27 protein-coding genes and 1 tRNA gene are annotated in these 24,158 nt (G+C 27.0%); 9 read left to right on the forward strand and 19 right to left on the reverse strand.

Going from position 1 to position 24,158, the window contains the following annotated elements; genetic code table 11:
• Nucleotides 1-2: 2 nt before the first annotated feature.
• From ACTT9P_RS02155 to ACTT9P_RS02165, 3 genes are read left to right on the forward strand one after another with little or no spacing between them, the layout of a single operon-like run.
• Nucleotides 3-656: an SURF1 family protein gene (locus ACTT9P_RS02155; protein ID WP_440909053.1), complete on the forward strand. Its 654-nt coding sequence runs from the start codon at nucleotides 3-5 to the stop codon at nucleotides 654-656.
• On the forward strand, nucleotides 657-2,042 hold the full coding sequence (gene thrC, locus ACTT9P_RS02160) for a threonine synthase (RefSeq protein WP_440909054.1): 1,386 nt from the start codon (nucleotides 657-659) through the stop codon (nucleotides 2,040-2,042). It abuts the gene before it with no gap.
• Entirely contained in the window at nucleotides 2,039-2,524 is a 486-nt protein-coding gene (locus tag ACTT9P_RS02165) for a peroxiredoxin (RefSeq protein ID WP_440909055.1), read from the forward strand. Before thrC ends, ACTT9P_RS02165 begins: the two co-directional genes overlap by 4 nt.
• Here ACTT9P_RS02165 and rnhA read toward each other — a convergent pair.
• Genes rnhA through ACTT9P_RS02240 form a run of 15 tightly spaced genes read right to left on the reverse strand, consistent with a single transcriptional unit; the run spans nucleotide 2,516 to nucleotide 15,181 of the window.
• Nucleotides 2,516-2,944, reverse strand: coding sequence for a ribonuclease HI (rnhA, locus tag ACTT9P_RS02170; protein ID WP_440909056.1), 429 nt, complete (start codon nucleotides 2,942-2,944; stop codon nucleotides 2,516-2,518). The genes ACTT9P_RS02165 and rnhA overlap by 9 nt on opposite strands.
• Nucleotides 2,944-3,912 (reverse strand): homoserine kinase, encoded by a 969-nt coding sequence (locus ACTT9P_RS02175; RefSeq protein ID WP_440909057.1) that lies wholly within the window; start codon nucleotides 3,910-3,912, stop codon nucleotides 2,944-2,946. The genes rnhA and ACTT9P_RS02175 overlap by 1 nt, the downstream gene beginning before the upstream one ends.
• A complete protein-coding gene (gene ispH / locus ACTT9P_RS02180; RefSeq protein ID WP_440909058.1) occupies nucleotides 3,913-4,857 on the reverse strand; it encodes a 4-hydroxy-3-methylbut-2-enyl diphosphate reductase in 945 nt (314 codons plus the stop codon).
• Nucleotides 4,838-5,773 carry a Brp/Blh family beta-carotene 15,15'-dioxygenase gene (locus tag ACTT9P_RS02185; RefSeq protein WP_440909059.1) on the reverse strand — a complete coding sequence of 312 codons (936 nt, stop codon included), beginning with the start codon at nucleotides 5,771-5,773 and terminating at the stop codon, nucleotides 4,838-4,840. The genes ispH and ACTT9P_RS02185 overlap by 20 nt, the downstream gene beginning before the upstream one ends.
• A 10-nt stretch (nucleotides 5,774-5,783) precedes the next feature.
• The gene (locus tag ACTT9P_RS02190) at nucleotides 5,784-6,848 is read right to left on the reverse strand and encodes a lycopene cyclase family protein (protein ID WP_440909060.1); all 1,065 of its coding nucleotides are present in this window, start codon (nucleotides 6,846-6,848) and stop codon (nucleotides 5,784-5,786) included.
• Nucleotides 6,835-7,680, reverse strand: a complete 846-nt coding sequence (locus tag ACTT9P_RS02195) for a phytoene/squalene synthase family protein (protein WP_440909061.1) — start codon at nucleotides 7,678-7,680, stop codon at nucleotides 6,835-6,837. Before ACTT9P_RS02195 ends, ACTT9P_RS02190 begins: the two co-directional genes overlap by 14 nt.
• Nucleotides 7,680-9,137: a phytoene desaturase family protein gene (gene crtI, locus ACTT9P_RS02200; RefSeq protein WP_440909062.1), complete on the reverse strand. Its 1,458-nt coding sequence runs from the start codon at nucleotides 9,135-9,137 to the stop codon at nucleotides 7,680-7,682. The genes ACTT9P_RS02195 and crtI overlap by 1 nt, the downstream gene beginning before the upstream one ends.
• Before the next feature lie 45 nt (nucleotides 9,138-9,182).
• On the reverse strand, nucleotides 9,183-9,695 hold the full coding sequence (locus tag ACTT9P_RS02205; protein ID WP_440909063.1) for a F0F1 ATP synthase subunit B family protein: 513 nt from the start codon (nucleotides 9,693-9,695) through the stop codon (nucleotides 9,183-9,185).
• On the reverse strand, nucleotides 9,670-10,257 hold the full coding sequence (locus ACTT9P_RS02210) for a F0F1 ATP synthase subunit B family protein (RefSeq protein WP_440909064.1): 588 nt from the start codon (nucleotides 10,255-10,257) through the stop codon (nucleotides 9,670-9,672). The genes ACTT9P_RS02205 and ACTT9P_RS02210 overlap by 26 nt, the downstream gene beginning before the upstream one ends.
• Before the next feature lie 5 nt (nucleotides 10,258-10,262).
• Nucleotides 10,263-10,490, reverse strand: a complete 228-nt coding sequence (locus ACTT9P_RS02215; RefSeq protein WP_006997791.1) for a F0F1 ATP synthase subunit C — start codon at nucleotides 10,488-10,490, stop codon at nucleotides 10,263-10,265.
• A 16-nt stretch (nucleotides 10,491-10,506) separates the two neighbouring features.
• Entirely contained in the window at nucleotides 10,507-11,241 is a 735-nt protein-coding gene (locus ACTT9P_RS02220; RefSeq protein ID WP_440909065.1) for a F0F1 ATP synthase subunit A, read from the reverse strand.
• A gap of 10 nt (nucleotides 11,242-11,251) precedes the next feature.
• A complete protein-coding gene (locus ACTT9P_RS02225; protein ID WP_440909066.1) occupies nucleotides 11,252-11,527 on the reverse strand; it encodes an AtpZ/AtpI family protein in 276 nt (91 codons plus the stop codon).
• A 5-nt stretch (nucleotides 11,528-11,532) separates the two neighbouring features.
• Complete coding sequence (locus ACTT9P_RS02230) at nucleotides 11,533-14,106, reverse strand: chromosome segregation SMC family protein (protein ID WP_440909067.1); 2,574 nt, start codon at nucleotides 14,104-14,106, stop codon at nucleotides 11,533-11,535.
• 8 nt (nucleotides 14,107-14,114) lie between these two features.
• A complete protein-coding gene (locus ACTT9P_RS02235) occupies nucleotides 14,115-14,699 on the reverse strand; it encodes a thioredoxin domain-containing protein (protein WP_440909068.1) in 585 nt (194 codons plus the stop codon).
• Nucleotides 14,696-15,181, reverse strand: a complete 486-nt coding sequence (locus ACTT9P_RS02240) for a DUF721 domain-containing protein (protein ID WP_440909069.1) — start codon at nucleotides 15,179-15,181, stop codon at nucleotides 14,696-14,698. Before ACTT9P_RS02240 ends, ACTT9P_RS02235 begins: the two co-directional genes overlap by 4 nt.
• Here ACTT9P_RS02240 and ACTT9P_RS02245 point away from each other — a divergent pair, their 5' ends adjacent.
• Together ACTT9P_RS02245 and ACTT9P_RS02250 are read left to right on the forward strand one after the other, a co-directional pair.
• Nucleotides 15,182-16,162 (forward strand): A/G-specific adenine glycosylase, encoded by a 981-nt coding sequence (locus ACTT9P_RS02245; RefSeq protein WP_440909070.1) that lies wholly within the window; start codon nucleotides 15,182-15,184, stop codon nucleotides 16,160-16,162. It begins immediately after the preceding gene.
• Complete coding sequence (locus ACTT9P_RS02250) at nucleotides 16,159-17,310, forward strand: FAD-dependent monooxygenase (protein WP_440909071.1); 1,152 nt, start codon at nucleotides 16,159-16,161, stop codon at nucleotides 17,308-17,310. Before ACTT9P_RS02245 ends, ACTT9P_RS02250 begins: the two co-directional genes overlap by 4 nt.
• On the opposite strand, the gene ACTT9P_RS02255 is transcribed toward ACTT9P_RS02250, so the two are convergent.
• From ACTT9P_RS02255 to ACTT9P_RS02265, 3 genes are all read right to left on the reverse strand, one after another.
• Nucleotides 17,307-18,377, reverse strand: coding sequence for a site-specific DNA-methyltransferase (locus ACTT9P_RS02255; RefSeq protein WP_440909072.1), 1,071 nt, complete (start codon nucleotides 18,375-18,377; stop codon nucleotides 17,307-17,309). The genes ACTT9P_RS02250 and ACTT9P_RS02255 overlap by 4 nt on opposite strands.
• A gap of 119 nt (nucleotides 18,378-18,496) precedes the next feature.
• Nucleotides 18,497-19,057 (reverse strand): ribonuclease HII, encoded by a 561-nt coding sequence (locus ACTT9P_RS02260; RefSeq protein ID WP_440909073.1) that lies wholly within the window; start codon nucleotides 19,055-19,057, stop codon nucleotides 18,497-18,499.
• Nucleotides 19,057-19,776, reverse strand: coding sequence for a uracil-DNA glycosylase (locus tag ACTT9P_RS02265; RefSeq protein WP_440909074.1), 720 nt, complete (start codon nucleotides 19,774-19,776; stop codon nucleotides 19,057-19,059). Before ACTT9P_RS02265 ends, ACTT9P_RS02260 begins: the two co-directional genes overlap by 1 nt.
• On the opposite strand from ACTT9P_RS02265, the gene ACTT9P_RS02270 reads away from it, so the two are divergent.
• From ACTT9P_RS02270 to ACTT9P_RS02285, 4 genes are all read left to right on the forward strand, one after another.
• The gene (locus ACTT9P_RS02270) at nucleotides 19,753-21,453 is read left to right on the forward strand and encodes a tetratricopeptide repeat protein (RefSeq protein ID WP_440909075.1); all 1,701 of its coding nucleotides are present in this window, start codon (nucleotides 19,753-19,755) and stop codon (nucleotides 21,451-21,453) included. The two genes, ACTT9P_RS02265 and ACTT9P_RS02270, sit on opposite strands and share 24 nt — an antisense overlap.
• A 1-nt stretch (nucleotide 21,454) precedes the next feature.
• On the forward strand, nucleotides 21,455-22,300 hold the full coding sequence (locus tag ACTT9P_RS02275; protein WP_440909076.1) for a 4-(cytidine 5'-diphospho)-2-C-methyl-D-erythritol kinase: 846 nt from the start codon (nucleotides 21,455-21,457) through the stop codon (nucleotides 22,298-22,300).
• A 33-nt stretch (nucleotides 22,301-22,333) separates the two neighbouring features.
• Nucleotides 22,334-22,407, forward strand: a tRNA-Gln gene (locus tag ACTT9P_RS02280).
• A 3-nt stretch (nucleotides 22,408-22,410) separates the two neighbouring features.
• On the forward strand, nucleotides 22,411-23,685 hold the full coding sequence (locus ACTT9P_RS02285) for a CCA tRNA nucleotidyltransferase (protein ID WP_440909077.1): 1,275 nt from the start codon (nucleotides 22,411-22,413) through the stop codon (nucleotides 23,683-23,685).
• On the opposite strand, the gene greA is transcribed toward ACTT9P_RS02285, so the two are convergent.
• Entirely contained in the window at nucleotides 23,682-24,158 is a 477-nt protein-coding gene (gene greA, locus ACTT9P_RS02290; RefSeq protein WP_440909078.1) for a transcription elongation factor GreA, read from the reverse strand. The two genes, ACTT9P_RS02285 and greA, sit on opposite strands and share 4 nt — an antisense overlap.

Below are 24,158 nucleotides of genomic sequence, written 5' to 3' on the forward strand. Positions count from 1 at the left end.
CATTGAAGTCTAAGTTATTATTTTCAATTTTTGTTTATTTCTTTATATTAGTTTTTCTTAGTCTTGGTACTTGGCAACTTGTAAGACTGAATTGGAAATTGAATTTAATTTCAGAAATAGAAGAATCATTAAAAAAAGAACCAATTAATATTAATCAAGTAGATAAAAAAAATTTTGTACGAATTAAAGCATCAGGAAAGATCGATTACGACAAGCAAATTTATTTATATAATTTAAATGACTCCGGAAAGCCTGGTTTCGAAGTAATTAATCCAATTATAGTTGAGAATGAAAATTATCTAATTAACAGAGGATGGATACCGTTTGAAATGAAAGACAAAAAAGAGCTTTATTCTTTTAAAGAGTCAAATTTCATAGGCACATTAAGATTACAACCAAGATCTAATATTTTTAAACCAGAAAATGATATTAATAGTAATTATTGGTTCACACTAAACAGAGATGATATTTTTAAGTATACTGGTAAAGAATTTTCAAAATATTTAATTTATCTTGGAGGCAGTTATGAAATACCAAAACCAAAAAAAATTACTGCTAATATTTCAAATAATCATAAAAAGTATGCATTAACTTGGTTTTCTTTAGCGATTTCTATATTTTTGATATATCTGTATTTTAGAAAAAAAAATTATTAGATGAAGTATATAAGTACCAGAGATAAATCAAAAGAATTTGATTTCAAACAAGTTTTCTTAAAAGGATTAGCAGATGATGGAGGTTTATTTATCCCAAAAAATCTCAAAAAATTTAGCGAAAATGAGATAAATGAATTTTCAAATTTAAGTTACACAGAGTTAGCTAATAGAATTATAGCACCATTTGTAGACGATTTTATTTCTGGAAAAAATTTAGAGGAATTAATCAATAAATCATATTCAACCTTTAGAGAAAATAATGTTGTAAAATTAATTGATGTAGGAGATAGAAAAGTATTAGAGTTATTTCATGGTCCTACCTTAGCTTTTAAAGATGTTGCAATGCAACTACTTGGAAATTTTTATGAATATTATCTGTCAAAAGAAGAGGACAAAATCAATATCGTAGTCGCTACCTCAGGAGATACTGGAGCTGCAGCCATAGAGGCAATAAGAGGAAAAAGAAATATTAACATATTTGTTCTGCATCCACATAATCGTGTTTCTCCTGTACAAAGAAAAATAATGACTACAGTTAAAGATGACAATGTACACAACATTGCAATTAATGGAAATTTTGATGATTGCCAGAATTTAGTAAAATCTATGTTTGCTGATCTTAATTATGCAAAATCAATTAAGATGTCGGGAGTTAATTCTATAAATTGGGCAAGAATTATTGCTCAATCTGTTTATTATTTTTATTCATACTATTTAGTAAATAACAATAATAAAGGTCCTGTAAACTTTTCAGTACCAACTGGAAATTTTGGTGATGTTTACGCGGGTTACCTTGCAAAAAAAATGGGATTACCTATGGGCAAATTGATTGTAGCAACCAATCAAAATGATATTTTGCATAGAGCAATAAGTCTAGGACAATACTATTCTGAAAAAGTACAAGAAACTAATTCACCAAGTATGGATATTCAGATTGCGAGTAATTTTGAGAGATTAATTTTTGATTTGAATAATCAAGATGACCAAGAAACAAGAAAAATAATGGAAAAAATTAAAACTGAGAAAAAATTTGATTTAGACGAGTCTAAACTTAATAAAATTAGAGAAAATTTTTTATCATCAAGTGCTAATGAACAAAAAGTAATCTCATTAATAAAAGCAGTGTATGAAAAATATAAAGAAATTTTAGATCCACATACTGCAATAGGTTATGGAGGCTTTGATGATGTTAAACTTGATGGAACAAATATTGTGTTATCAACAGCACATCCTTGTAAATTTCCTGATGCTATATTTAATGCAATAAATATAAAACCAGATTTGCCTGATGAACTTAAATATATTTCTAAGGAAAAAGAAAATTTTGATTTACTTGATAATGATATTGATATAGTTAAGCAGCACATTAAGGAGAAAATTCAATGAAATTAAAAGAAAATGAAAATTTACCAAGTGAAGACATATTTGTTCTAGAAAAAGGAGAACCAACAAAAAAAAATATTACAGAATACACTAAAGGTAAAAAAGTAATTATCTTTGGTTTGCCAGGCGCATACACTTCAGTTTGTTCCGCTAAACACCTTCCAGGTTATGTAAAAAATATCGATGCTTTTAAGAACAAAGGCATTGACCATGTTATTTGTATTTCTGTGAATGATCCTTTTGTAATGAGTGCTTGGGGTAAAGAACATAATGTTGGCGATAAGATTGTCATGGCTGGAGATCCTTTTTTAACATTCACAAAATCAATAGGCGCTGATGTAGATAAAAGTGCGAGAGGATTAGGGATAAGATCAAATAGGTACACTATGTTAGTTGAGGATGGACAAATTACAAAGCTTCAAGAAGAAGAAGATACTGGTGCCTGTGAAATTTCTGCAGCAGAAAACTTTTTAGATTTAGTCTAATTGTTCTGCAGCTTTTTTAGCCAACAAGTCTACTTTCTCGTTGAATTCATTACCTGCGTGAGCTTTCACCCAATTCCATTGGACATCTAAAGAATTATTTAGTTCATCTAACCGTGTCCACAAATCTTTGTTTTTAACATCTTCTTTTTTTGAAGTTTTCCAACCATTTGATTTCCAATTATTTATCCATTCAGTAATACCCTGTTTTACATATTTAGAATCTGTATAAATTTTTATGTTTTCTTTATCTTCAATTTTACTTAATGCTGAGATTGGAGCTAATAATTCCATTCTATTATTCGTGGTATTTTTCTCGTTGCCACTAATTTCAGTAATCTTATCATCTTTAATTATTATTGCTGCCCAACCACCATTTCCTGGATTACTTAGACAAGAACCATCTGTATAAATCTTTATCATTAATGAATGTATTCTTTAAAAGTGCTGATTTTATTATGGGCAACTAATTTTTGATAGTATTCTCTTGGGTCTTTAATTTTTATAAGTGCAGTCTTAGGAGTGTTGATATAATCGAAAGCTCTAGTTAGCAAATATCTTATCGCAGCTCCTCTACAAAGAATATTTAAATTATCTTTTTCTTTTCTCGATATTTTTTGAATTTTCTCATATCCTTTTATTAGATATTTTATTTTTTGTTTATTAATAATGAATTTTGACTTTTTTTTATCAAAACATAATGCATTTATGCAAATCGCAAGTTCATATGCATAATAATCATTCGCAGAAAAATAAAAATCAATAAAACCTGAAAATTTGTTTTTTTTAAAAAAAATATTATCAACAAACAAATCTGCATGAATTATCCCACTTGGTAAATTCTTCGGCCAATTTTTTTTGATATCTTTTAAATTATTAAAAAGAAAATCTTTATAACTTAAAATTAATTTTGATTTTTTAAATTTGATACTATCGAGCAAAGGGTTTAATTTGTTTATCCCCATTGAGTTAGATCTTTTGATTTTAAAATTTTTCGTAGCTTTATGCATCATTGCTATATTTTTTCCAACTTCAAAGCAATTTTGATTTGTAAGTTTATTTTTGTCCTTACCAGATAGAAAAGAGACTATACATGCATTTTTATTTTTGATTCTAAATAAATATTTGCCATGATTATCTTTTAATGGTTTTGGACACACATTTTTAATTAAACTGAGTAAATCCATTAATTTCATAAAAAAAGGAAGGTCTGAACTGTTTACTCTTTTTTCAAATATTGTAAGTATGAATTTCTTTTTTTCAGTTTTAATTAGATAATTTGTATTTTCGATACCTTTTTTAATTCCATGGAATTTAACATTTCTTCCTAACTTAAACTTCTTATTAATTATGGAAATATCTTTGTCATTGATTTTTGTATAAACAGCCATTTAATTAAGTTTGTTTGGAACTTTGAATAAGACATTTTCTTTAATTATTTCAACTTCTTCTGTGATTACCGAAAATTTTTGTTTTAACTGTTTAATAAATTCATTTACTAAAATATCTGGCGCAGATGCACCTGAAGATATACCAATTGTAGAACATTTGTTTATGTCATCATAAGGTATTTTGCTTTCAGAGTGGACAAGATAAGAATTCTCACAGCCTGAATTTTTAGCAACTTCAACCAACCTTACAGAATTAGATGAATTTCTGCTTCCTATTACAAAAAACATGTCACATTTTTTTGCTATATTCTTCACTGCCATCTGTCTATTTGTTGTTGCATAGCATATATCCTCTTTTGAAGGTTCTTTAATTTCAGGATAATTTTTCTTTAATATTTCTATGATGTCCTTTGTATCATCAACAGATAGAGTAGTTTGAGTGACATAAGCTAATTTTTTATTTTTTTCTAAATTATAATTAAGGGCTTCTTCTTTATTCTGTATTAAATCAATTGATCCTTCTGGTAATTGGCCCATAGTACCAATTACTTCTGGATGATTTTTATGACCTATTAAAACTATATGAAAACCAGCTTTATTAAGATTTTCAGCCTCCCTATGTACTTTTGAAACAAGCGGGCAGGTAGCGTCAATATAATTGATATTAAAATTTTCAGCTTGTGCTGGAACACTTTTAGGAACTCCATGTGCGGAAAATATTACTGGCCTCGACTTATCTTCAATTTCGTCTAATTCTTCAACAAAAATAGCACCTTTTTTCCTTAAATCATCAACCACATATTTATTGTGGACAATCTCATGTCTCACATAAACTGGACTACCAAATTTTTTTAATGACTTTTCTACTATTTCAATTGCCCTTTCAACACCAGCACAAAACCCTCTAGGAGCAGATAATAAAATTTTAATTTGTTTTTCTTTCATTTTTTTCTAAAAAATATTCGAGCAATATATGCGGAAAGGTCAAAGACGCCAAACCAATAAATATTAGTTTGAAAATAACATTGTCCAAGGAATATTGGTTAATTAACCAGAAGAAAGCCAAACCAAAAAAAATTATAGTCAAAGTTGTTAAAGGCAAACTTTTAATCAAAAATAAATTTAATCCATTCTTAATATTTTGATCATCCAATTCATTTGCTAGTGTAATAATATGTCTTATTGAATGTAGAAGACAGAAGTACGCAGTAAATGCTGTTAAAGGTTCAAAATGAAAGTTAAGTAATAATATTGAAAAATAATCTAAGATAATTGTAGTCCTATCAAAACTATAGTTTTTACAAAAAAAATAAATAGTGGATAAACTGCTTAATAATATACCAATTATTATTAATTTATATTTTTCAAGAATACCTAGAAATGAAAAAAAAATTTCACTTTCAATAAGAAGAAATTTAAAAATATTTACAGTTTCATTAAAATGAAAGTGTAGTGGGGCAAAAATAATTAATAAACCCTTCAGCAAATAAGAAAATTGGATGAAAGAGTTTTCATTCTTTATAAGAAACTGAGTATCCTCTTTGCCAAAATGATAAGAGGCAATAGCTAAAAAAAATAATAACATTATCAGAGGAAAGTTTATCCATAACAAGATTACAGAAACGCCAATTGAAATATACGTAGGATAAAAAAATATGAACTTATTAAAATTTAACAACTGAAATAGTTTTATCCCTTTTAGATTATCTAATGCTCCATGAGAAATTCCCAACGTTAAAATGAAAAATAAACATATAAAAGGAGGTATGCTCTCAACTTTTAAATAGTAAAATACAAAAGTTAATAAATTAATAGTTAAAAAAAATATTAATGAGTGATTTAAGTTAATTTTATTAATCATGTAATTGTTTTTATTTGAATAAAGCTTTAATAAATATCAGTTTAGGCATTTTCATTATTATAGATAAATCTTCTAACAAACTACTTTTGTTAGAAAGAAAATTTATTACTTTTTTTGTTTGCACCTTGAACATTTTATAAAATATATCTGGCATTAAATTTGGATTATTTTCTAATACTCTAATAAAAATTTCGTCTAAAAAATGATATTTTTTTCCAATGTTAAATGCTTTTTTATTTTTAATCAGATCTAAATTTTCTCTAATATATTTTGAATGTTCTTGAATATTTAAAAAAGTATAGCCAGTACTTAATCTTGTCATACCACCAACAGTGCCAATATTGATTTCATTATTAATTATTCTTGTTTGTTTAAATAATGGAATTGCACCTTTTTCTTTGAAAGTAATTTTATAATCTTTAATTTTTAATTTTAATTCAAGATATTCTTTAACTTGATTTTCATAATCTTGTAGATTTTTGTTATTTAAATTTGATAGCCATGTAGTCTCTATTAGCGCCTTATTTTTAGCAAAAGGCAGAGTGTAAAAAAAGTGAACACTATCTCGTTGATCACAATCAAAATCCATTAAATTAAAAATTTTATCATCAAAAAAAGATTTAGATGTTTCAATTTCTATTCCAAAAAAATGTTGCCATAACTTATTGTTGAAGTCCCCTTTGTTTGGGACACTATTAAAAATCAGACTTTTCTCTGTATTAATTCCATCAATATTTTCAAAGAAATGAATATTTGAATTTAATTTTAAATTTGAGATTATTTTTTCGTAAAAAATCCCACTATTAATTGTTTGATAAGGTGTTTCATCGCAATTTAGATGAAGTGTTTTTCCAGGGGTGTTTATAGTGAAGTTAGACCAATTTTTAATTACACAATCATTAAAATTATGATCAATAGTTTTCCAAAACGACCATGTTTTGTCTCTTTCATAACCTTCTCTTGGCTCGATTATTGCTAATGTTTTATTTTCAAGTTTTTTATATTTATTAAATTCATAGGCCAAAGATAGACCTGCACATCCTGCACCTTTAATTATGTAATCAAATTCTTTCATTAATTTTAATTTCTTCTTCAATTAATTCATGGTTATGATTAATTGTTGTATTGTTACTTGAAACAGCTAGTTTCATTAGATCAAAAATTGATAAAAGTGTTTCTTGTATTTTTTCAAAGTTATTTACATAAATTTTTCCTGAATTTTTATAATCTTCAAATGTTTTAATTTTAGCTATTTTCAGACCTATTTTACGATAAATTCGTCTTGCAACTATTATTGAAAATCTGAGTGATAAAGGAATTTTTTTCATGGCATAGAATGAGTTTTCATAAAATTTATCTGCAAATAAAATTGTTGATTTAATTGTATCCAAGTCAGCATCAATATAGCTTCTATTGTTATTTTCATCCTCAATCACATCTCTCGATATATTTGTCAGTTGCATAGCTATTCCAAGATCAATTGCTGATCTTAGAGACTCTTTATCTTTTACTTTAAGAATTTTTGCCATCATAAGCCCAACAGTTCCTGCAACTCTATACGAATAAATTAATAATTCTTTTTTTGAATTTAATTTTACTTTCTCTTTAATGTCTGAGTAAATCCCATCGAAAAGGTCATCTATTATTTTTTTAGAAATATTAAATTTATCAATTAATTCCCATGTATTTTTGATAATATAATTATTTTGATCTTTTTTATTAAAAGCTTCTTTGAAATCATTGAAGGTTTTCTTTTTGAATTCTAAAGAATTTTGTTCATCAGCGATATTGTCAGTTGTTCTGCAAAAATCATATAATTTAGAACAATTTGCATACGTTTCTTTTGGTAAAAAAAAACCAGCCCAATTAAATGATTTGGCATAAATAGACAAATAATTCTTACTCATTATAAAACTTTATCAAGGACTCTTGCAGAAGATAATACACCCGGCACACCTGCACCTGGGTGTGTACCTGCGCCCACAAAATATAATCCATTAAAAATTTCTGACTTATTATGAAATCTAAAATAAGCTGATTGAGTAAATTTTGGTTGAATTGAAAACCCAGATCCATATTTTGTATTCAGTTCTTTTTCAAAATAATCAGGTGTTAGATAAAAATCTTCTACAATGTTTTCTTTTAAATTAGGCATTAATTGTTTTTCCATTTTCTCTACAACTAGATTTTTCATTTTTTCACCTTCAATATCCCAATTAATATTTGATTGATTGTTTGGAACTGGAACTAATACATAAAAGCAATCATGTCCATCAGGAGCCATAGAGCTATCTGTAGCTGTCGGTCTATGTAAATAATAGCTTATATCGTTATTAAGTTTTTTTCGATTAAATATATCATCAAGGTGTTCTTTGTATTTATCTCCAAATTTTATCGTATGATGCTCTACATTTTCATACTTTTTTTTAGTTCCAAAATAATAAACAAACAATCCCATAGAATATTCCATTCTATTTTTTTTCCATTTAAAAAAACTTGTGAAATTTTTTTTATTAAGAAGTTTTTCATAAACAGCAGGTGGATCTGCATTACAGATCACATTTTGACACTCAATATTTGTACCATCATCTAAAATTACTCCTTGAATATTTTTTCCTTCAGATTTTATTTGTTTAACTTCATGACCTTTTATTATTTTTATTCCAACTTCATTCATTAATCTTTCGAAGCCTTTAATTATATTGCCTGTTCCCCCCATAGAATAATGAATACCCCATTTTTTTTCTAAGTAGAGAATCAATCCATAAATTGAAGTTGTTGTAAAAGGGTTACCACCCACCAAAAGAGGATGCATGCTTAACATTCTTCTCAATTTTTCATTTTTAATATAGGATGAAACTAAAGAGTAAACTGATTTATAACTTTTGAGACTTAATAAAGCTGGAAGCTGTTTCATCATAAAAATAGGTTTTTCAAAAGGAACATCTGCTAATTCAAGGAAACCTTTATTGAAAATTTTTTTTGTAAAATTAACTAGTTTTTCATAACCATCCACATCCTTGGGGTTCAGTTTTTGGATTTGATTTTTCATATCATTTTCATTTCCAGAATAGTTAAACTTTGTATTGTCTTCAAAAATGAATTGATACCACGTGTTTAGAGGAGTAATTTTTATATAGTCTTCAGGTTTTTTATTAAAAATTTCAAATAATTCATTGATCAAATAGGGTGCAGTAATTACAGTAGGCCCAGCATCATATGTAAAGCCGTTTTTTTTGAATACTCTAGCTCTTCCACCAAGATCCTCGTGTTTTTCGATTAAAATAACATTATGTTTTTTGGCTTTTAGTCTTAGGGCAGTTGCTATGCCACCAAATCCGGAACCTATTACCACAGAATTCATAACAGTAATCTATAGTTTTTTTATTAAATTGTAAGTGATTTACGATTAAGAATTAATCTTTTTTAATTCTTCTTTAGTTTCATCCAGGTTTTTTTGGAACAAAGTATCTAACTTTGATGAATCAACCGATGTTGTGATAATTTTTTTCACAGAATCCACAGCAATTTTTACTGATGCATCTCTTATTTCTTTTAATGCTGCCTTTTTCATTTGATCTATTTTGTTTTCAGCTAAATTCTTTTTAATTTCAGAAGATTTATGAAATTTTTCATTTAAATCAATTATTAGTTTGTCACTTTCTTTTTTTGCTTGATCGATTATTTCATTACTTACAGTTTGAGATGTATCAAGTTTTTTTTGCGCATTATCCAAAAGTACTTTTGCTTCAGATCTTAGTTTTTCACTCTCGTCAATTTCATTCTTAATTTCTGATATAAGTTTGTTTAGTGCTTCATTAACTTTCTGCGGCACTTTTAGATAAAAGAGACCAGCAAAAAATATTACAAATGATACTGCTACCCAAAATGTTGCATCAATTGCCATAATATTTCTCTCCATTTCTCTTTGACAAGTCGTCAACTATTGCAGAAATACTACTAGCATTTACATCTGCACCTATTAGCTTCTTAACAAGCTCGGTTGATGTTTCTATAGCTATTTTATTTATTTTTTCAGGAGCGCTCTTTCTTAAAGCAGTTATCTCATCTTCTGCTTTTTTTATTTCTTCATCTAGCTGTTTGTCTAAAGTGTCTCTTTTAAGATTAATATCTTTTTGCACTTTTTCTCTTGCTTGAGCTAAAATATTTTTAGCCTCTATTTTGCTTTTTGATATTAATTCTTCGAACTCTTTTATCTTGAGTTCACTATCTTTTCTTTGCTTATCAGCCGCTTCAATATTTTCCAAAATTTGAGATTTTCTAGTTTCAAGATTTGCACTTATTTTAGGTAATATTAATTTTGAAAGTACAATTAATAATGTACCAAAAGTAAGTATTAACCAAAAAATTTGAGAAACCCAAAACTCTGGATTTAGTTGAGGCATACCTCCACTCTCAGCCGCGTAAGCTTCCAAAGATAGGAAGCTTAAAAATATTAAATGAAGAAATATTTTTTTCACCATTAAATTTAAAACGCAAATAAAATGATTAACGCAACTACTAATCCAAATAATCCTGTTGCTTCAGCTAAAGCGAAACCTAAAAGTAGATTAGGAAATTGCTTTTGTGCAGCAGATGGATTTCTCATCGCACCTGATAAATAGTTTCCAAAAATTATACCGATACCAACACCAGCACCTGCTAAAGCTATCGCTGCAAGTCCTGCTCCGATCATTTTTGCTGCTTCTAATTCCATTATATCCTCCTTGTTTTTAATGGTGTAAATTTAATGCATCATTTAAATAGATGCAGGTTAAGATTGCAAAAACATATGCTTGAAGAAAAGCAACTAAGATCTCCAAACCTGTTAATGCAATCGAAAAACTCAGTGGAAGCCATCCACCAACTACTCCGAGACTTATAACAAAGCCACCGAAAACTTTCATCATAGTGTGACCAGCCATCATATTTGCAAATAATCTTACTGATAAACTTATTGGTCTACTTAGATATGATATTACTTCAATCACAACTATTAAAGGCAACAGCACTGCTGGAACTCCACTTGGCACAAATAATTTTAGGTAACCAAAACCGTGTTTAATAAATCCTATAACTGTTACTCCTATAAAAATAAATGCAGCTAATAAAAAAGTTACTATTATGTGACTAGTAACTGTAAATGTGTAAGGAATCATTCCAAACATGTTGCAGAACAAGACAAACATGAATAGTGAAAATATAAATGCAAAATATGGTTTTCCTTTCGAACCTGCGGTATCACTTATCATTTTTGAGACAAAAGTATAACTTAGCTCCGCAAGTAGTTGAATTTTATTAGGTATTAATGAATTTTTTTTTGAACCAAGATTGAATACTATTAAAATTGCTAATGTACTAACAATCATAAATAAACTTGCGTTAGTAAATGAAATATCAAAACTTCCTATTTTTATTTCGGGGCCAATTCTATAAACCTCGAATTGAGACATTGGATTTGCTGCCATAGTATAAAACTTATTTTTGCATGTTTTTTGCGGATCTTATTACATTAGTTATGCCTGCAATGACACCCACAAAAAAAAATATTATTATTAACCAGGGCTTAGTACCAAAGGTCTTGTCTAAAATAAACCCAATAATTGTCCCAACAGCAACAGCAGATACCAATTCTGTACTGAGCTTAAAAGCAGTACCAATAGGGGATGTTTTTCCTTCTTTTTCGGCTTTTTCTTTTCTTAAAATTTTAGATTTTGCAATTTCAAGGCGAGTTTTAAGAGGGTCCTCTGCCATTTATATTAAGCGACCATACTTTCAGCTTTTTGAAGATCTACAGCTACCAGTTGGCTTATACCTTTTTCTGGCATTGTAACTCCGTATAGTCTATTCATTTTAGACATGGTTAAAGCATGATGGGTTACAATTATGAACTTTGTATTTGTTATATTAATTAGTTCTTCTAACAAATTACAAAATCTTGTTACGTTTGCATCATCCAAAGGTGCATCAACTTCATCCAATACACAAATCGGTGAAGGGTTGGTTAAAAACACTGCGAAAATAAGTGATAAAGCCGTAAGGGCTTGTTCACCACCAGATAAAAGTGTAATTGATTGAAGCCTTTTACCTGGAGGACTAACAAGCATTTCTAATCCTGCTTCTAAAGGATCATCAGAGTCAACCAATTCTAGTTTTGCATTACCACCATTAAATAGTTTTGTATAAACTTCATTGAATTTTCTATTCACTTTTTCAAAAGCTTCTAACAATCTTTCTCTTCCTTTTTGATTGAGTTCGTTGATACTTTCTTTTAATTTTACAATAGCAGTTACAAGATCAGCTCTATCTTGTTCCATTTTTTTTATCTCTGCTTCATATTTACTTGTTTCTTCATCTGCTTTTAAATTTACAGAACCAAATTTTTCTCTTTCTTGTTTTTTTTTATCTAATAGGTCTTCTTGCACTACAGGATCAGGAAGATCTTCGGCACCGAATAAATTAGAATTTTCTAAAATATTATTTTCTAATAAATTTAATTCTGATTGCACTCTATCCAAAAGATCGTTTTTTCTTTTCTTCAAGCCTTCTATTGTAGCTCCTGAGCTTGCTTTTCTTTCTCTTATTTGAATTGATTCTTCTTGAATCTTATTTAGTTCATTTCTTAAATTTTCAATTTTCTCATCAGTTTCATTAATTATCTTTTCATTATCTTGCTTTTCTTTTTCCGAAATTCTTAAACTTTCATTAATTTGACCTTTTTTTTCAGCTTGAATTTCTGGTTGGTTATCTAATTCATTAAGTTGATTAGAGAGTTTACTTTTTCTCTCAGTTAGTTCATTTATCATTTTATTTGAGTTTGATAATAAATTAATCCAACTTTCAATTTCAGTTTCAATAGTTTTAATTCTTTCATTTCTTTTTAAAGACTCTTTTTTAATCGACTGGTTTTTACTAAAGCTATCAGTGTATTTATTTTGTAATGATTTAATTTTATCATTTTTTTCATTTAGAACTGATAATCTTTTTTTACTTTCTTCATCTCCTAAATTCTTTAAAAATTCATTTAATTCAATTTTACATCTATCTAATAATGTTAGAGCTTGATTTAATTCATTTTCATTTATTAACGATTTTATTTTATCAATATTCTCTTCAACACTTTTTACTTGGCTCACATTGATATTAATATTTCCATCAGCAAAGGTTTTGATAATTTCATTAGCAAGCTTTTGTTCTTCGTCTAAATCAGATTTTGCTTTTTCTAATTCTTCATTAGATAATTTTTCTGTTTCAAAGTATTTTGAATCTACTTCAATTAACTCATTTTTTTCTTCTTTTAATCGTTTTTCATTTGAGTTTGCATCTATAACAATCCCTTTTTCTCTAATAATATCTTCATCAATAATTTGCAGAGATTTTTTAATAGAGCCAATTTCTTCTTGAATTCTTAAATTTTCCTCATCTAGACTTTGAAGTTCTAAATTTAGCCTTTGTATTTTTGACAAGTTTTCAATATTTCTTTCTCTTAAAGGATTTACTTTGTCAGTTTCTAACTTTATTTGATTTTCAATTTCTGAAATTTTTTTGTTAAAACCTTCAACTTCTGTTTCAGCTTCACTATTTATTTCATTTTCAACTCTAATTTCTTTATCAATATCGATTAATTTCAAATAATATAAACCAGCTTCAATTTTTTTAATTTCATCTGATATCATTTTATATTTAGTAGCTTCTTCTGCTTGTTTTTGAAGGTTCGCCAGCTGTCTTTCTTGTTGTCTTCTTAACTCATCTGCTCTTTTTAAATTATTTTCTGCAGCTCCTAGTCTTAATTCAGCTTCATGTCTTCTGACGTGTAGACCTGAAATTCCAGCTGCTTCTTCAAGAATAGCTCTTCTGTCAGTTGGTTTTGCAGTTACTAACGCACCAATACGACCTTGGCTAATCATTGATGGTGAATGAGCACCAGTTGATAGATCAGCAAAAAACATTTGTGCATCTCGAGCTCTAACTTCTTTATCGTTTATATAAAATTTGGATCCTTTATCTTTTTCTATTTTTCTTCTGACATGAATTTCATTTAGTTCTCTGTACTGAATAGGCCCTTCATTTTTTTCGTTGTTAACGGTTATAGAAACTTCCGCAATATTTTTTGAAGGTTTATTTGATGTACCTGAAAATATCACATCCTCCATTCCAGACCCCCTCATACTTTTTGCTGAGGTTTCTCCCATAACCCATCTTAACGACTCAACAATGTTTGATTTTCCACAACCATTAGGACCAACAATCCCAGTCAAACCTTCTTCAATTAAAAAGTTTGTTTTGTCTGCAAATGATTTAAATCCATTTAATTGGATTTTTTTAAACTCCATGAGTTATTTTATATCATTTTTTCTAATGATTTTTTTAAATTTTTATAATTGAGGGATTTTTCAAACTTTTCATTGTTTATAATAATCGTAGGGGTAGCATTTACTTTAAATTGTTTAGCTCCCTCGATTCGATCATTTAGTACAAAGTCTTCAATTTTTTTATCAGTTATGCATTTTTTGAAATCTATATCGATACCTTGTTCTTCAATGAATTTTTTTAGATTATCGTTTGCTTCACTGGCATTATTACCTTTGACCCATTTTTGTTGCTTATCAAAAAGTATTTCTAGAACTTTGGAGTCTCCATCATTTTTACACTGAGCAATTTTTGATGCATTAAATGCTATTATGTCTAATGGATAATGTCTGAACTCAATTTTAGCTAAACCAGTATCAATAAAATCTTTTTTAAGCTGAGGATAAACATTTTTATGAAAGTTTGCACAATGACTACAAGTAAGCGACTCATAGGCAATGATAGTAATTTTAGCATCTTCATTACCAACCTTAATTCTATTAATTTCATTGGCTAATACATTTCCAGAAAATAATATCGTTACAATAAATAAGAGAGTTTGGATATATTTTTTCATTTTTGTTTAAATACTTTTGTTAGTTCAGCTAAAGATTGTTTTAATTTTTCATTTTTAACATCTTTAATTTTTTCATTAAATTTATTATTTGTCACATAATTAGGTTTCAATTTTGTTTCTAATTTGTCATTTTGATTATCAAAACTTGTAAATTTAAGCTTTTCTACAACAGAATAGCCAAAAAAATTATTCATTTTATCTATTATTTCTTGTTTGGAATATTCAAGATCAACTTCATGACCTCTTTTAACCATTATAATCAAAGTACTAACTCCAAAACGATTTGAGTTTTTAAATGATTTTGGATAACAAAAATTAAATAGTTCATCTCCAACTATATACTTCCAATTATTTAATGTTTCAGAATAAATATGACCTTTTTTATCAATAATTTTTTTTATTTTTTTTGGCAAAGTGTCTCTAAAAGATCTTAAACCTTGAATGGTAGAGCTTCTCTGCTTAAAGTTTTTATTGGATTGCATATGATAGATACAATGATATCAAAAAAAATTCTTAAATGGTATGATTATAATAAAAGAGATTTACCATGGCGAAAAAAATGTTCACAAACAAAAAAAGAATATTACACACTTATAAGTGAATTTATGTTGCAACAAACCCAGGTTGCAACTGTAATACCTTACTTCAATAGATTTGTTAAATTATTACCAACGATTGAAAAATTAGCAAAAGTAGATAATTCAAAATTAATCAAATTATGGGAAGGGTTGGGTTATTACTCAAGAGCCAGGAATTTAAAAAAAACTTCTCAAATTATTGTAAAAAAATTTCATAAAAAAATTCCAGATAATTTCGATGACCTTCTTTCTTTGCCTGGCATTGGTCATTATACAGCTAGTGCAATTTTATCTATTGGTTTTAATAAATCTTTTATTCCCTTAGATGGAAATATTGAGCGAGTTCTTAAAAGATATCTTCTATTAAAAAAGAAAGAGCAAATTACTAAAGAATATTTAAATAAAGCCAAATCAATATTTGGGTCAACAAAACGTTCTAGTGATTATGCTCAAGCTTTAATGGAATTAGGCGCAACAATCTGTAAACCTATAAATCCTAATTGTAAGATGTGTCCAATAAATAAGAAGTGTAAAGCATTCAAAAAAGGAGATTTTGTTTTAAAGAAAGTTTTAAAAAAGAATAAAAAAAAATTATTTATTGTTAATGTTTTGAAAAAAAAGAATAAATATTTTTTAATAAAAAATAATCAGTTTAATTTTTTAAAAAATTTAAAGATTTTTCCTATGAAAGAAGTAAATCATACTAATAAATTTAAAAAACATTTGAATATAAAATTATCTAATATGGATATGGAGCTTCAAATTAAAAAAATTCAAAAAGAGAAAAATTACTCTGAATATTATTGGATAGATCCGAAAAAAATTAATGAAATTGTTCTCCCATCATTTACAAAAAGAATATTTAAAGAATTAAAAACAAGATGATAAAAGTTGCGATTATTGGAGCTGGTATTTCTGGATTATACCTTGCCAATATTTTTAAACATAATGTTGATTTTAAGGTTTCCATATTTGAAAAAAATCAAAAGATAAATTTAAAAGATGGTTATGGAATTCAATTATCTAATAATAGCATTAAATTATTGAACCATATTGGTTTTGATCAATTGAATGAAAGTCGAAAATTTTTTCCAAAAAATCTTGATTTCTATTCTATTGATAATCCTAAATTAATTTGTGATCTGAATATTTCTAAATTTAATTCAGCAAAAGATAAATACACAACAATTCAAAGATCTACACTTATTGAGTTCTTAATTAATAAAATTTCCAAAGAAGATATTTTTTATGAACATGATATTTCAAATATAACTATCAAAGAAAATCAAATTGAACTTTTCTTTTCAAATAAATTTTCTGAAAAGTTTGATTATTTGATTATTGCCGATGGAATATTTTCAAAAAGTACTTCATTAATATCTAATTCAAAAAACACTCTGAAATTTAATAACTCTATTGCCATAAGAGGAACGATAAAAATAAATAAAATTGAAAATATTGATTTAAAAAATATTTCTTTATTTCTTGGTGCTAATTTTCATTATGTTATTTATCCAACTTCAGAAACCGATGATTTAAATTTTATTGGTATTTTAAGAAAAAAATTAAATAAAGGACGATTACAAGAATATCATCAATTTAGTACTTTGGATTTTGCAAAAGAAATCATTGCTGAGGTCCCGCCTACATTTAATCAAATAGTTCATAAATTAGATAATATAAAATGCTTTCCTGTTTTTGTTACAGATGAAATTTTTTATCCAAAAAACAAAAATATTTTTACGGTAGGTGATGCATTTTTTGCTTTCCCTCCATCTTTTGCCCAAGGTGCCTCACAATCTATTGAGAGCTCTCATGAGCTTTTTGAAAATATTTTAAAAAATAAGACGGAAGGATATTTTCCCAAAAGAATAGAAAAGACAAAAATGGTAAATAGACGTTCAAAATTTAATCAATTTGCTTTTCATTTATCAAATCCATTATTTGTTTTTGCAAGAAACTTAATAATGAAAAGGCTTGTAAAGAATGAGAAGTTTTTGGAAAACTATCTTGGAAAAATTTATGATAACTAATTCTTTGGAATTAATCTTTGCCTTAAATAATCTATAGGAACATTTTTTCCGTTCATGCTACAGTGCCAATAGGTCCAGCCATTGCAACTCTCAGCTCCTAAAATAGTTGCTGCAACTTTATGAATTGAGCCTTCAGTTTGATGATGTTTAATACTCCCATCAGCCATAATTTTTGCATTAATTTTCTTTTTGTTATCAAATATTGTTGTGCCTGGTTTTATGATGCCCATTTCAACTAATGAGCCAAAAGGTATTCTTGGTTTTGATCTGTTATTTTTTAATGTATCCAAGAAATCATCTTCAATTGGCTTTGTGTCTTTAAGTCTTCGTTCAACAGCTTTAAAATAAGATTTTTCTTTTTCTATACCATAATAATTTCTGCCTAATTTTTTAGCTACAGCAGCTGTTGTGCCTGATCCTAAAAAAGGATCTAAAACCAAATCGTTTTTGTTTGTAGTCGCTAGTAATATTCTATGAAGTAAAGCCTCTGGTTTTTGTGTTGAGTGAATTTTCTTACCGTTCTTCTTTAATCTTTCTGCACCACTACAAATTGGTAAATTCCAATTTGATCTCATTTGAAGATCATCATTTAAACATTTAAGAGACTGATAATTAAATGTGTATTTTGATTTTTCTGACTTTGATGCCCAAATTAAAGTTTCATGTGCATTAGTAAATCTTGTACCTCTAAAGTTTGGCATTGGATTGTTTTTGTTCCAAATAACATCATTTAGTATCCAAAATCCCAAATTTTGAATTGCATTTCCAACTCTAAAAATGTTGTGGTAACTTCCAATTACCCAAATAGCTCCATTTTTTTTTAAAATTCTTTTGCATTCACTTAACCACTGATTAGTAAATTCATCGTACTTTTTAAAATTTTCAAATTGATCCCATTTATCATTGACTGCACTTACTTTTGAACTATCTGGTCTGCTAAGTTCATTCTTAAGTTGTAAATTGTATGGAGGATCTGCAAAAATTAAATCAAATGTTTCATCAGGAATTTTTTTTAGTTCTTTTAAACTATCCCCATTAATTACTTTATTTTTAGCTTCAAAATTCATTTTGTATAATTGAAAGTAGACTCCAAAAAGATTCTACGGTCAACCTGGGATTGAATTAATTTTAGCTGAATTGTGTCTAAATTTTTAGAACAACAAGATATTGTGTTTCTACGTGAAACCTATTTAAGTTTCGAAATTGGAGCAAAAGTTTTTCGATGATGAATAGTTATCCCATATTTTTTTATAGCACTTAAATGTTTTTTGGTGCCATAACCACAATTTGTTTCCCAATAATAATTATTGAATTTTTTTGATAAATTTTTAATCAATTTATCTCTTGATACTTTTGCAATTATCGATGCTGCAGCAACACTTGGAATTTTTTTATCTCCTTTAATGATTGATTTTAATTTATAATTTTTAATTTCGGGAGTTTTATTGCCATCAATTAAAACTAACTTTGGTTTTCTTTTAAGTTTTAAAATCGCTCTTTTCATTGCAAGAAGAGAAGCGTTCAAAATATTTAATTTTTCAATTTCTTTTACTGATGCTTTTCCCAAACTCCAAATAGAATTCTGTTTAATATATTTTGCAATTTTTTCTCGGTCATTTTTAGATAAAGATTTTGAATCTTTTAATAATTTTTTATCTATTTTTTTATCTAGTATTACAGCTGCTGCATAGACAGGACCCATTAAACTTCCTCTGCCAACTTCATCAACACCAGCAATTATAGCCATTATAATTTAATTTTTAATTCCTGAATTTTATCTCTAATTTTTTTTAAATCTTCCCAAGAGTATTTTTTATTTTCTGGAAATCTTATTAGATAAGAAGGATTGAAGCTAATCATCATCGGATATGTTTTATTATCAAGAATTATTTCTTTCCAATTACCTCTTTCTTTAGAGATTTTATTTCCGGTTCCAGTTAAAGCTTCCATTGCAGAACTACCCATTACAATTATTAACTTGGGATCAATTATAGAAATATGTTTTTTTAAGAAAATAGAGTACCTTTTAATTTCTTGTGAGGTAGGCTTTCTGTCCTCTGGAGGTCTAAAATTAATTGCATAACAAAGGTAGATTGAATTACGTTTAATATTAATCGCATTTAACATTTTATCTAACAATACACCGACCTCTCCTTGAAAAACTTTACAATTATCATCTTCAATCGTCGTAGGTGCTTCACCAATTAGCATAATTGGACTGTTGGAATTGCCATCCCCCAAAACAATGTTTTTGGAATTGGATTTTAAATTACAATTTTCAATTGAATTTATTTGATTTTTTAATTCTTCTAGAAGTTCGTTTTTTTGAAGGTTTTTATTGGTATCAATTTCTGTGTTATTTTTAAATCTATTAATAGGTTTATTGCTAAATATAAAATCTTGCTCAATTGTATTTATTAATTCATCAGTATATACCGAACTATGCTCAGACTTATTCTTAATCATTTAAAATTATTTTTTATAACTATTTTAGTTTATCAGACACCAGTTATATCTAAAAGTGCTAGTTTTGAGAGATTTGATTCAAAATATTTATCAAATTATTTTTCAGGAATTATTGCTTTTGAAAATAAAAATAATTCTGATTCATTAGAATTTTTCAGAAGTTCAAAAATTTTATTAAATAAACATGATCCTTATCTGAAAAGATATTTTTTTTCTTTAGTACTAGAGGGAAAAGTGTCTGCCGCTACAAATTTGATTAAACAAAATATTAGAAAACAAAATACTGACTTTTTCGAGGGATATGTTTTGCTCATTATTGACAGTATTAGAAAAAGCAATTTTGACTTAGCAGAAAAATATTTGGTAAAATTATCTTTTTTAATAGAGCAAAAAAGATTTAATTTAATAATTTATGAAACTTTAAAACAGTATGTTTATGTATTTAAAGAAAAAAGAATATCAGCAAAAAAACAAAACTTTGGAAATTTAACTTTAATAACCAACACTTTTCAAAGATGTTATTTGAATGATATAAATACAGAAGATTATTTTTTAAAATTAACAGATAAAAACAATCAAATTGACTATTCGAGATACATATATTTTTACCTTACATATCTTATCGAGAATAATGAATTGCAAAAAGCAAAAGAAATTACAAAAGATATTAATTTTTTAGGAAGTACGATTTTATTATCTCAAGGAAAAGCTTGGATAGATCAAAATAATTTTTCAAATTTTAAAAAAGTTTTTTCATGCAAAAATCATAATGATCTAATAAGTGAGTTTTTATTTTTAATTTCGAACCTATATTCTTCACAAGATAGATTTGTAGAGTCTAATTTTTATTTGAATATAGCAAATTATCTAAATCCTAAATTTATATTTAATAATGCGTTGATAGCCGATAATTACTATCTTAATCAAAATTACGACAAAGCCAAAGAAAGCTTAAAAGTATTTGATGAAAATACTAATTTTTACTACTGGTTTAGGATTAAAAAAGAATCTCAAATAATTTCTAAACAAACTGATGATAGCGAAAAAGGTTTAAATTATCTGATGAACGAATATGCAAAAATTGAAAATCCTAATTTAAAAATAATTTATGATGTAGCTAACTTTCATAAGAGAGCTGAAAAGTATAAAGAGGCGATACCTTTTTACTCACAAGTTCTATCATCTATAGACGTTAAATCTGCGACAGCAGCGGAGATCTTATATAGAAGGGGAGGAAGTTATGAGAGAGTCAAAGATTATGAAAATTCAGATAAAGATCTACTTGCATCACTTCAAATAGATCCTAATGATGCATACGTTTTAAATTATCTAGCTTATTCATGGTTAGAGAGAGATTATAAAATTGATGAAGCTATGCAAATGTTGGAAAAAGCTTATGCTGCTAAAAATAATGATCCCTACATCATAGATTCTATTGGATGGGCTTATTACTTAACTAATGATTTCATAAAAGCAGAAAAATTTTTAAAAAGAGCAGTGCAATTAATGCCTAATGATCCAATTGTTAATGATCATTATGGAGATATTTTATGGAAACTTAATAGAAAAATTCAAGCAAGATATTTTTGGAATAATGTTCTTGGTTTTGAAGATGCAGAAAATGAAATGATTGAAAAAATAAATATAAAATTAGTTTTTGGCCTCCAAGATACTTAGGATGAAACTACATAAAATCAAATCTTTTGCTAAAATTAATATTGCATTAAACGTTGTTGGGAAAAACAAATTACTACATCGTATTGAAAGCTTAGTTTCATTCTTAGATTTAAACGATTTAATAAAAATTCAACAAATAAAAAAAGAAAATCATGAAATTAATTTTAAAGGCGCTTTTTCAAAAAAAATTAATGCAAATAATACAATTTCAAAATTAATTAAAATTTTAGAAAAAGAAAAACTTTTAAAAGATAAAAAGTTCAAAATTGAAGTAGAAAAGAATATACCATCTGAAGCAGGATTGGGAGGAGGATCAATGAATGCTGCTTCTGTGATTAATTTTTTTATTAAAAAAAAAATAATTAGGACAAATTACAAAAAAATATCAAAAATTTGTAAACAAATTGGCTCAGATGTAATCCTGGGACTATATTCAACAAGCTTAGTTTTGAACTCAAAAGGAAAGATTTCTGTAATTGCAAAAAATAAAAAAATTAATGTTTTATTAGTTAAGCCTAATTTTGGTTGTTCAACAAAAAAGATTTATGCTGGAATAAGAAAATTCTCTAAAATTAATTTAGATAAATTCAATTCAAATATGTTTAATTTAAAAAAATTAAAAATGTATAATAATGATTTAGAACCAATAGCTTTTAAGAAATACCCAAAATTAAATATGATTAAAAATTTTTTATACAGTAATTCAAATCCTGAGTTTGTGAGAATGACAGGATCTGGATCTACGATAGTTGGATATTTCTTAACTAAAAAAGACTGTCAAACTGCAAAAAGACAAATAAAACAAAAGTTCAAAAATTATTGGTGTATTATTGCAAAAACTATATAAATTTATTTTTTTTGTGTTATATGAAAATGATATTGGGGCGTAGCCAAGCGGTAAGGCACGGGTTTTTGGTACCTGCATCCTAGGTTCGAATCCTAGCGCCCCAGCCAAATATGGAAAGCTTGATCGATAAACTTTTTTCAAGAACTAGTAATCTAGATTATGTTTCAAAAAAAATTAAAGAAATTTCTAAAGAAGAAGAAGTAGTAAAAATTTTTAATGCAATTAATACTTTTTCATCACTTAGTGAAGTAAGATTTGTAGGTGGATGTATTAGAAAAGTTATAAATAAAGAGGAAATAGATGATATTGATCTTGCAACAAACTTAACTCCAACCCAAGCCTGTGAAGCTTTAAATAAAAACAATATCAAGTATTATGAAACTGGAATTGAACATGGCACAATAACAGCAGTTATTAATGACAAAAGTTTTGAAATTACGACTTTAAGAAAAGATCTTATAACTGATGGAAGACATGCAGAAGTAGAATTTTCTGATGATTGGAAAGAAGATGCATCAAGAAGAGATTTTTCAATTAATGCAATTTATTCTGATCAAGAAGGAAATTTATTTGATCCCTTTAATGGACGAAAAGATATTCTTGAAGGTAATATAAATTTTATTGGTAGTGTAGAAAAGAGAATTAAAGAAGATTATCTTAGGATTGTAAGATACATAAGGTTTTTTTTAAATTACTCGAAAAAAAAACATGACCCAAAAACTTTAAAGAATATTAAAATAAATCTTGATGGTATTTCAAATCTTTCGTCTGAAAGATTACTTAATGAATTAAAAAAAATTTTAAAATCTAATGGTTTTAAAAATGTTTCGAGAGATAAAGAAAGTTTGGAATTATTAAGTTTGATATTTCCACAGCTAATTAGAATTAATTCATTTGAAAAACTTAACTCAATATCTGAAGAAATATATCAAAAATCAGATTTTATATTTCTCCTATCGGTTATGATTATTAATGAAACAGATAATGTAGATTACTTTCTTTATAAATTTAACTTGTCAAAAAAAGATCAAAAAAGAATAAAAATTTTAGATAACTTCTATAAAGATAAAATTACAAAAAATACTTTCAAAGAAAAAAATTTGATCAAAATACTTTATTTTCAAGGAAGGCAGGCTATTCTAGACATTCTTAATTATAAAATTATAACCACAAAAAAAATTGACCCTAACTTAATCGAATTAAAAAGACAATTTGAGAATAAAGATTTACCCACCTTCCCAATAGATACAAAAAATTTAATGCAAGAATATGATTTAGTTGAGGGAAAAACTTTAGGTAAAAAACTCAAACAATTAGAAGAATTTTGGGTGAATAATAATTTTCAGATCAGTAAAGAGCAAGTAGACGTTATTATAAAAGCTTAAATATATTTGACGTCTTTAATTTCAAAATTTTTAACACCAGCAGGAGTTCTTACTTCCACCAGGTCATCTTTATTTTTACCTATTAAACCTTTTCCTATCGGAGATTGAAAATAAATTAATTTTTGTTTTAAGTCAGCTTCATCTTTACCAACAATTTTGTAATTTATTTTTTCACCTGTATCTAAATTTTCTAAAAAAACAGTCGAACCAAATATTACTTTTCCATCATTATTAATTTTAGTAACATCAATTACATTTGCTCTGGCAATGATGTCATTAATTTCATCAATTCTTCCTTCATTATGAGATTGCTCTTCTTTAGCAGCATGATACTCAGCATTTTCTTTTAAATCTCCATGTGATCTTGCTTCTGCTATGGCCGCAACTATTTCAGGTCTTTTTTTTTCTTTTAGATAGACAAGCTCTTCTTTGAGCTTATTAAGACCATTTAATGTGATCGGTTCTTTTTCCAT

It is taken from the genome of Candidatus Pelagibacter sp. (assembly GCF_052048095.1).
GTDB lineage: Bacteria > Pseudomonadota > Alphaproteobacteria > Pelagibacterales > Pelagibacteraceae > Pelagibacter.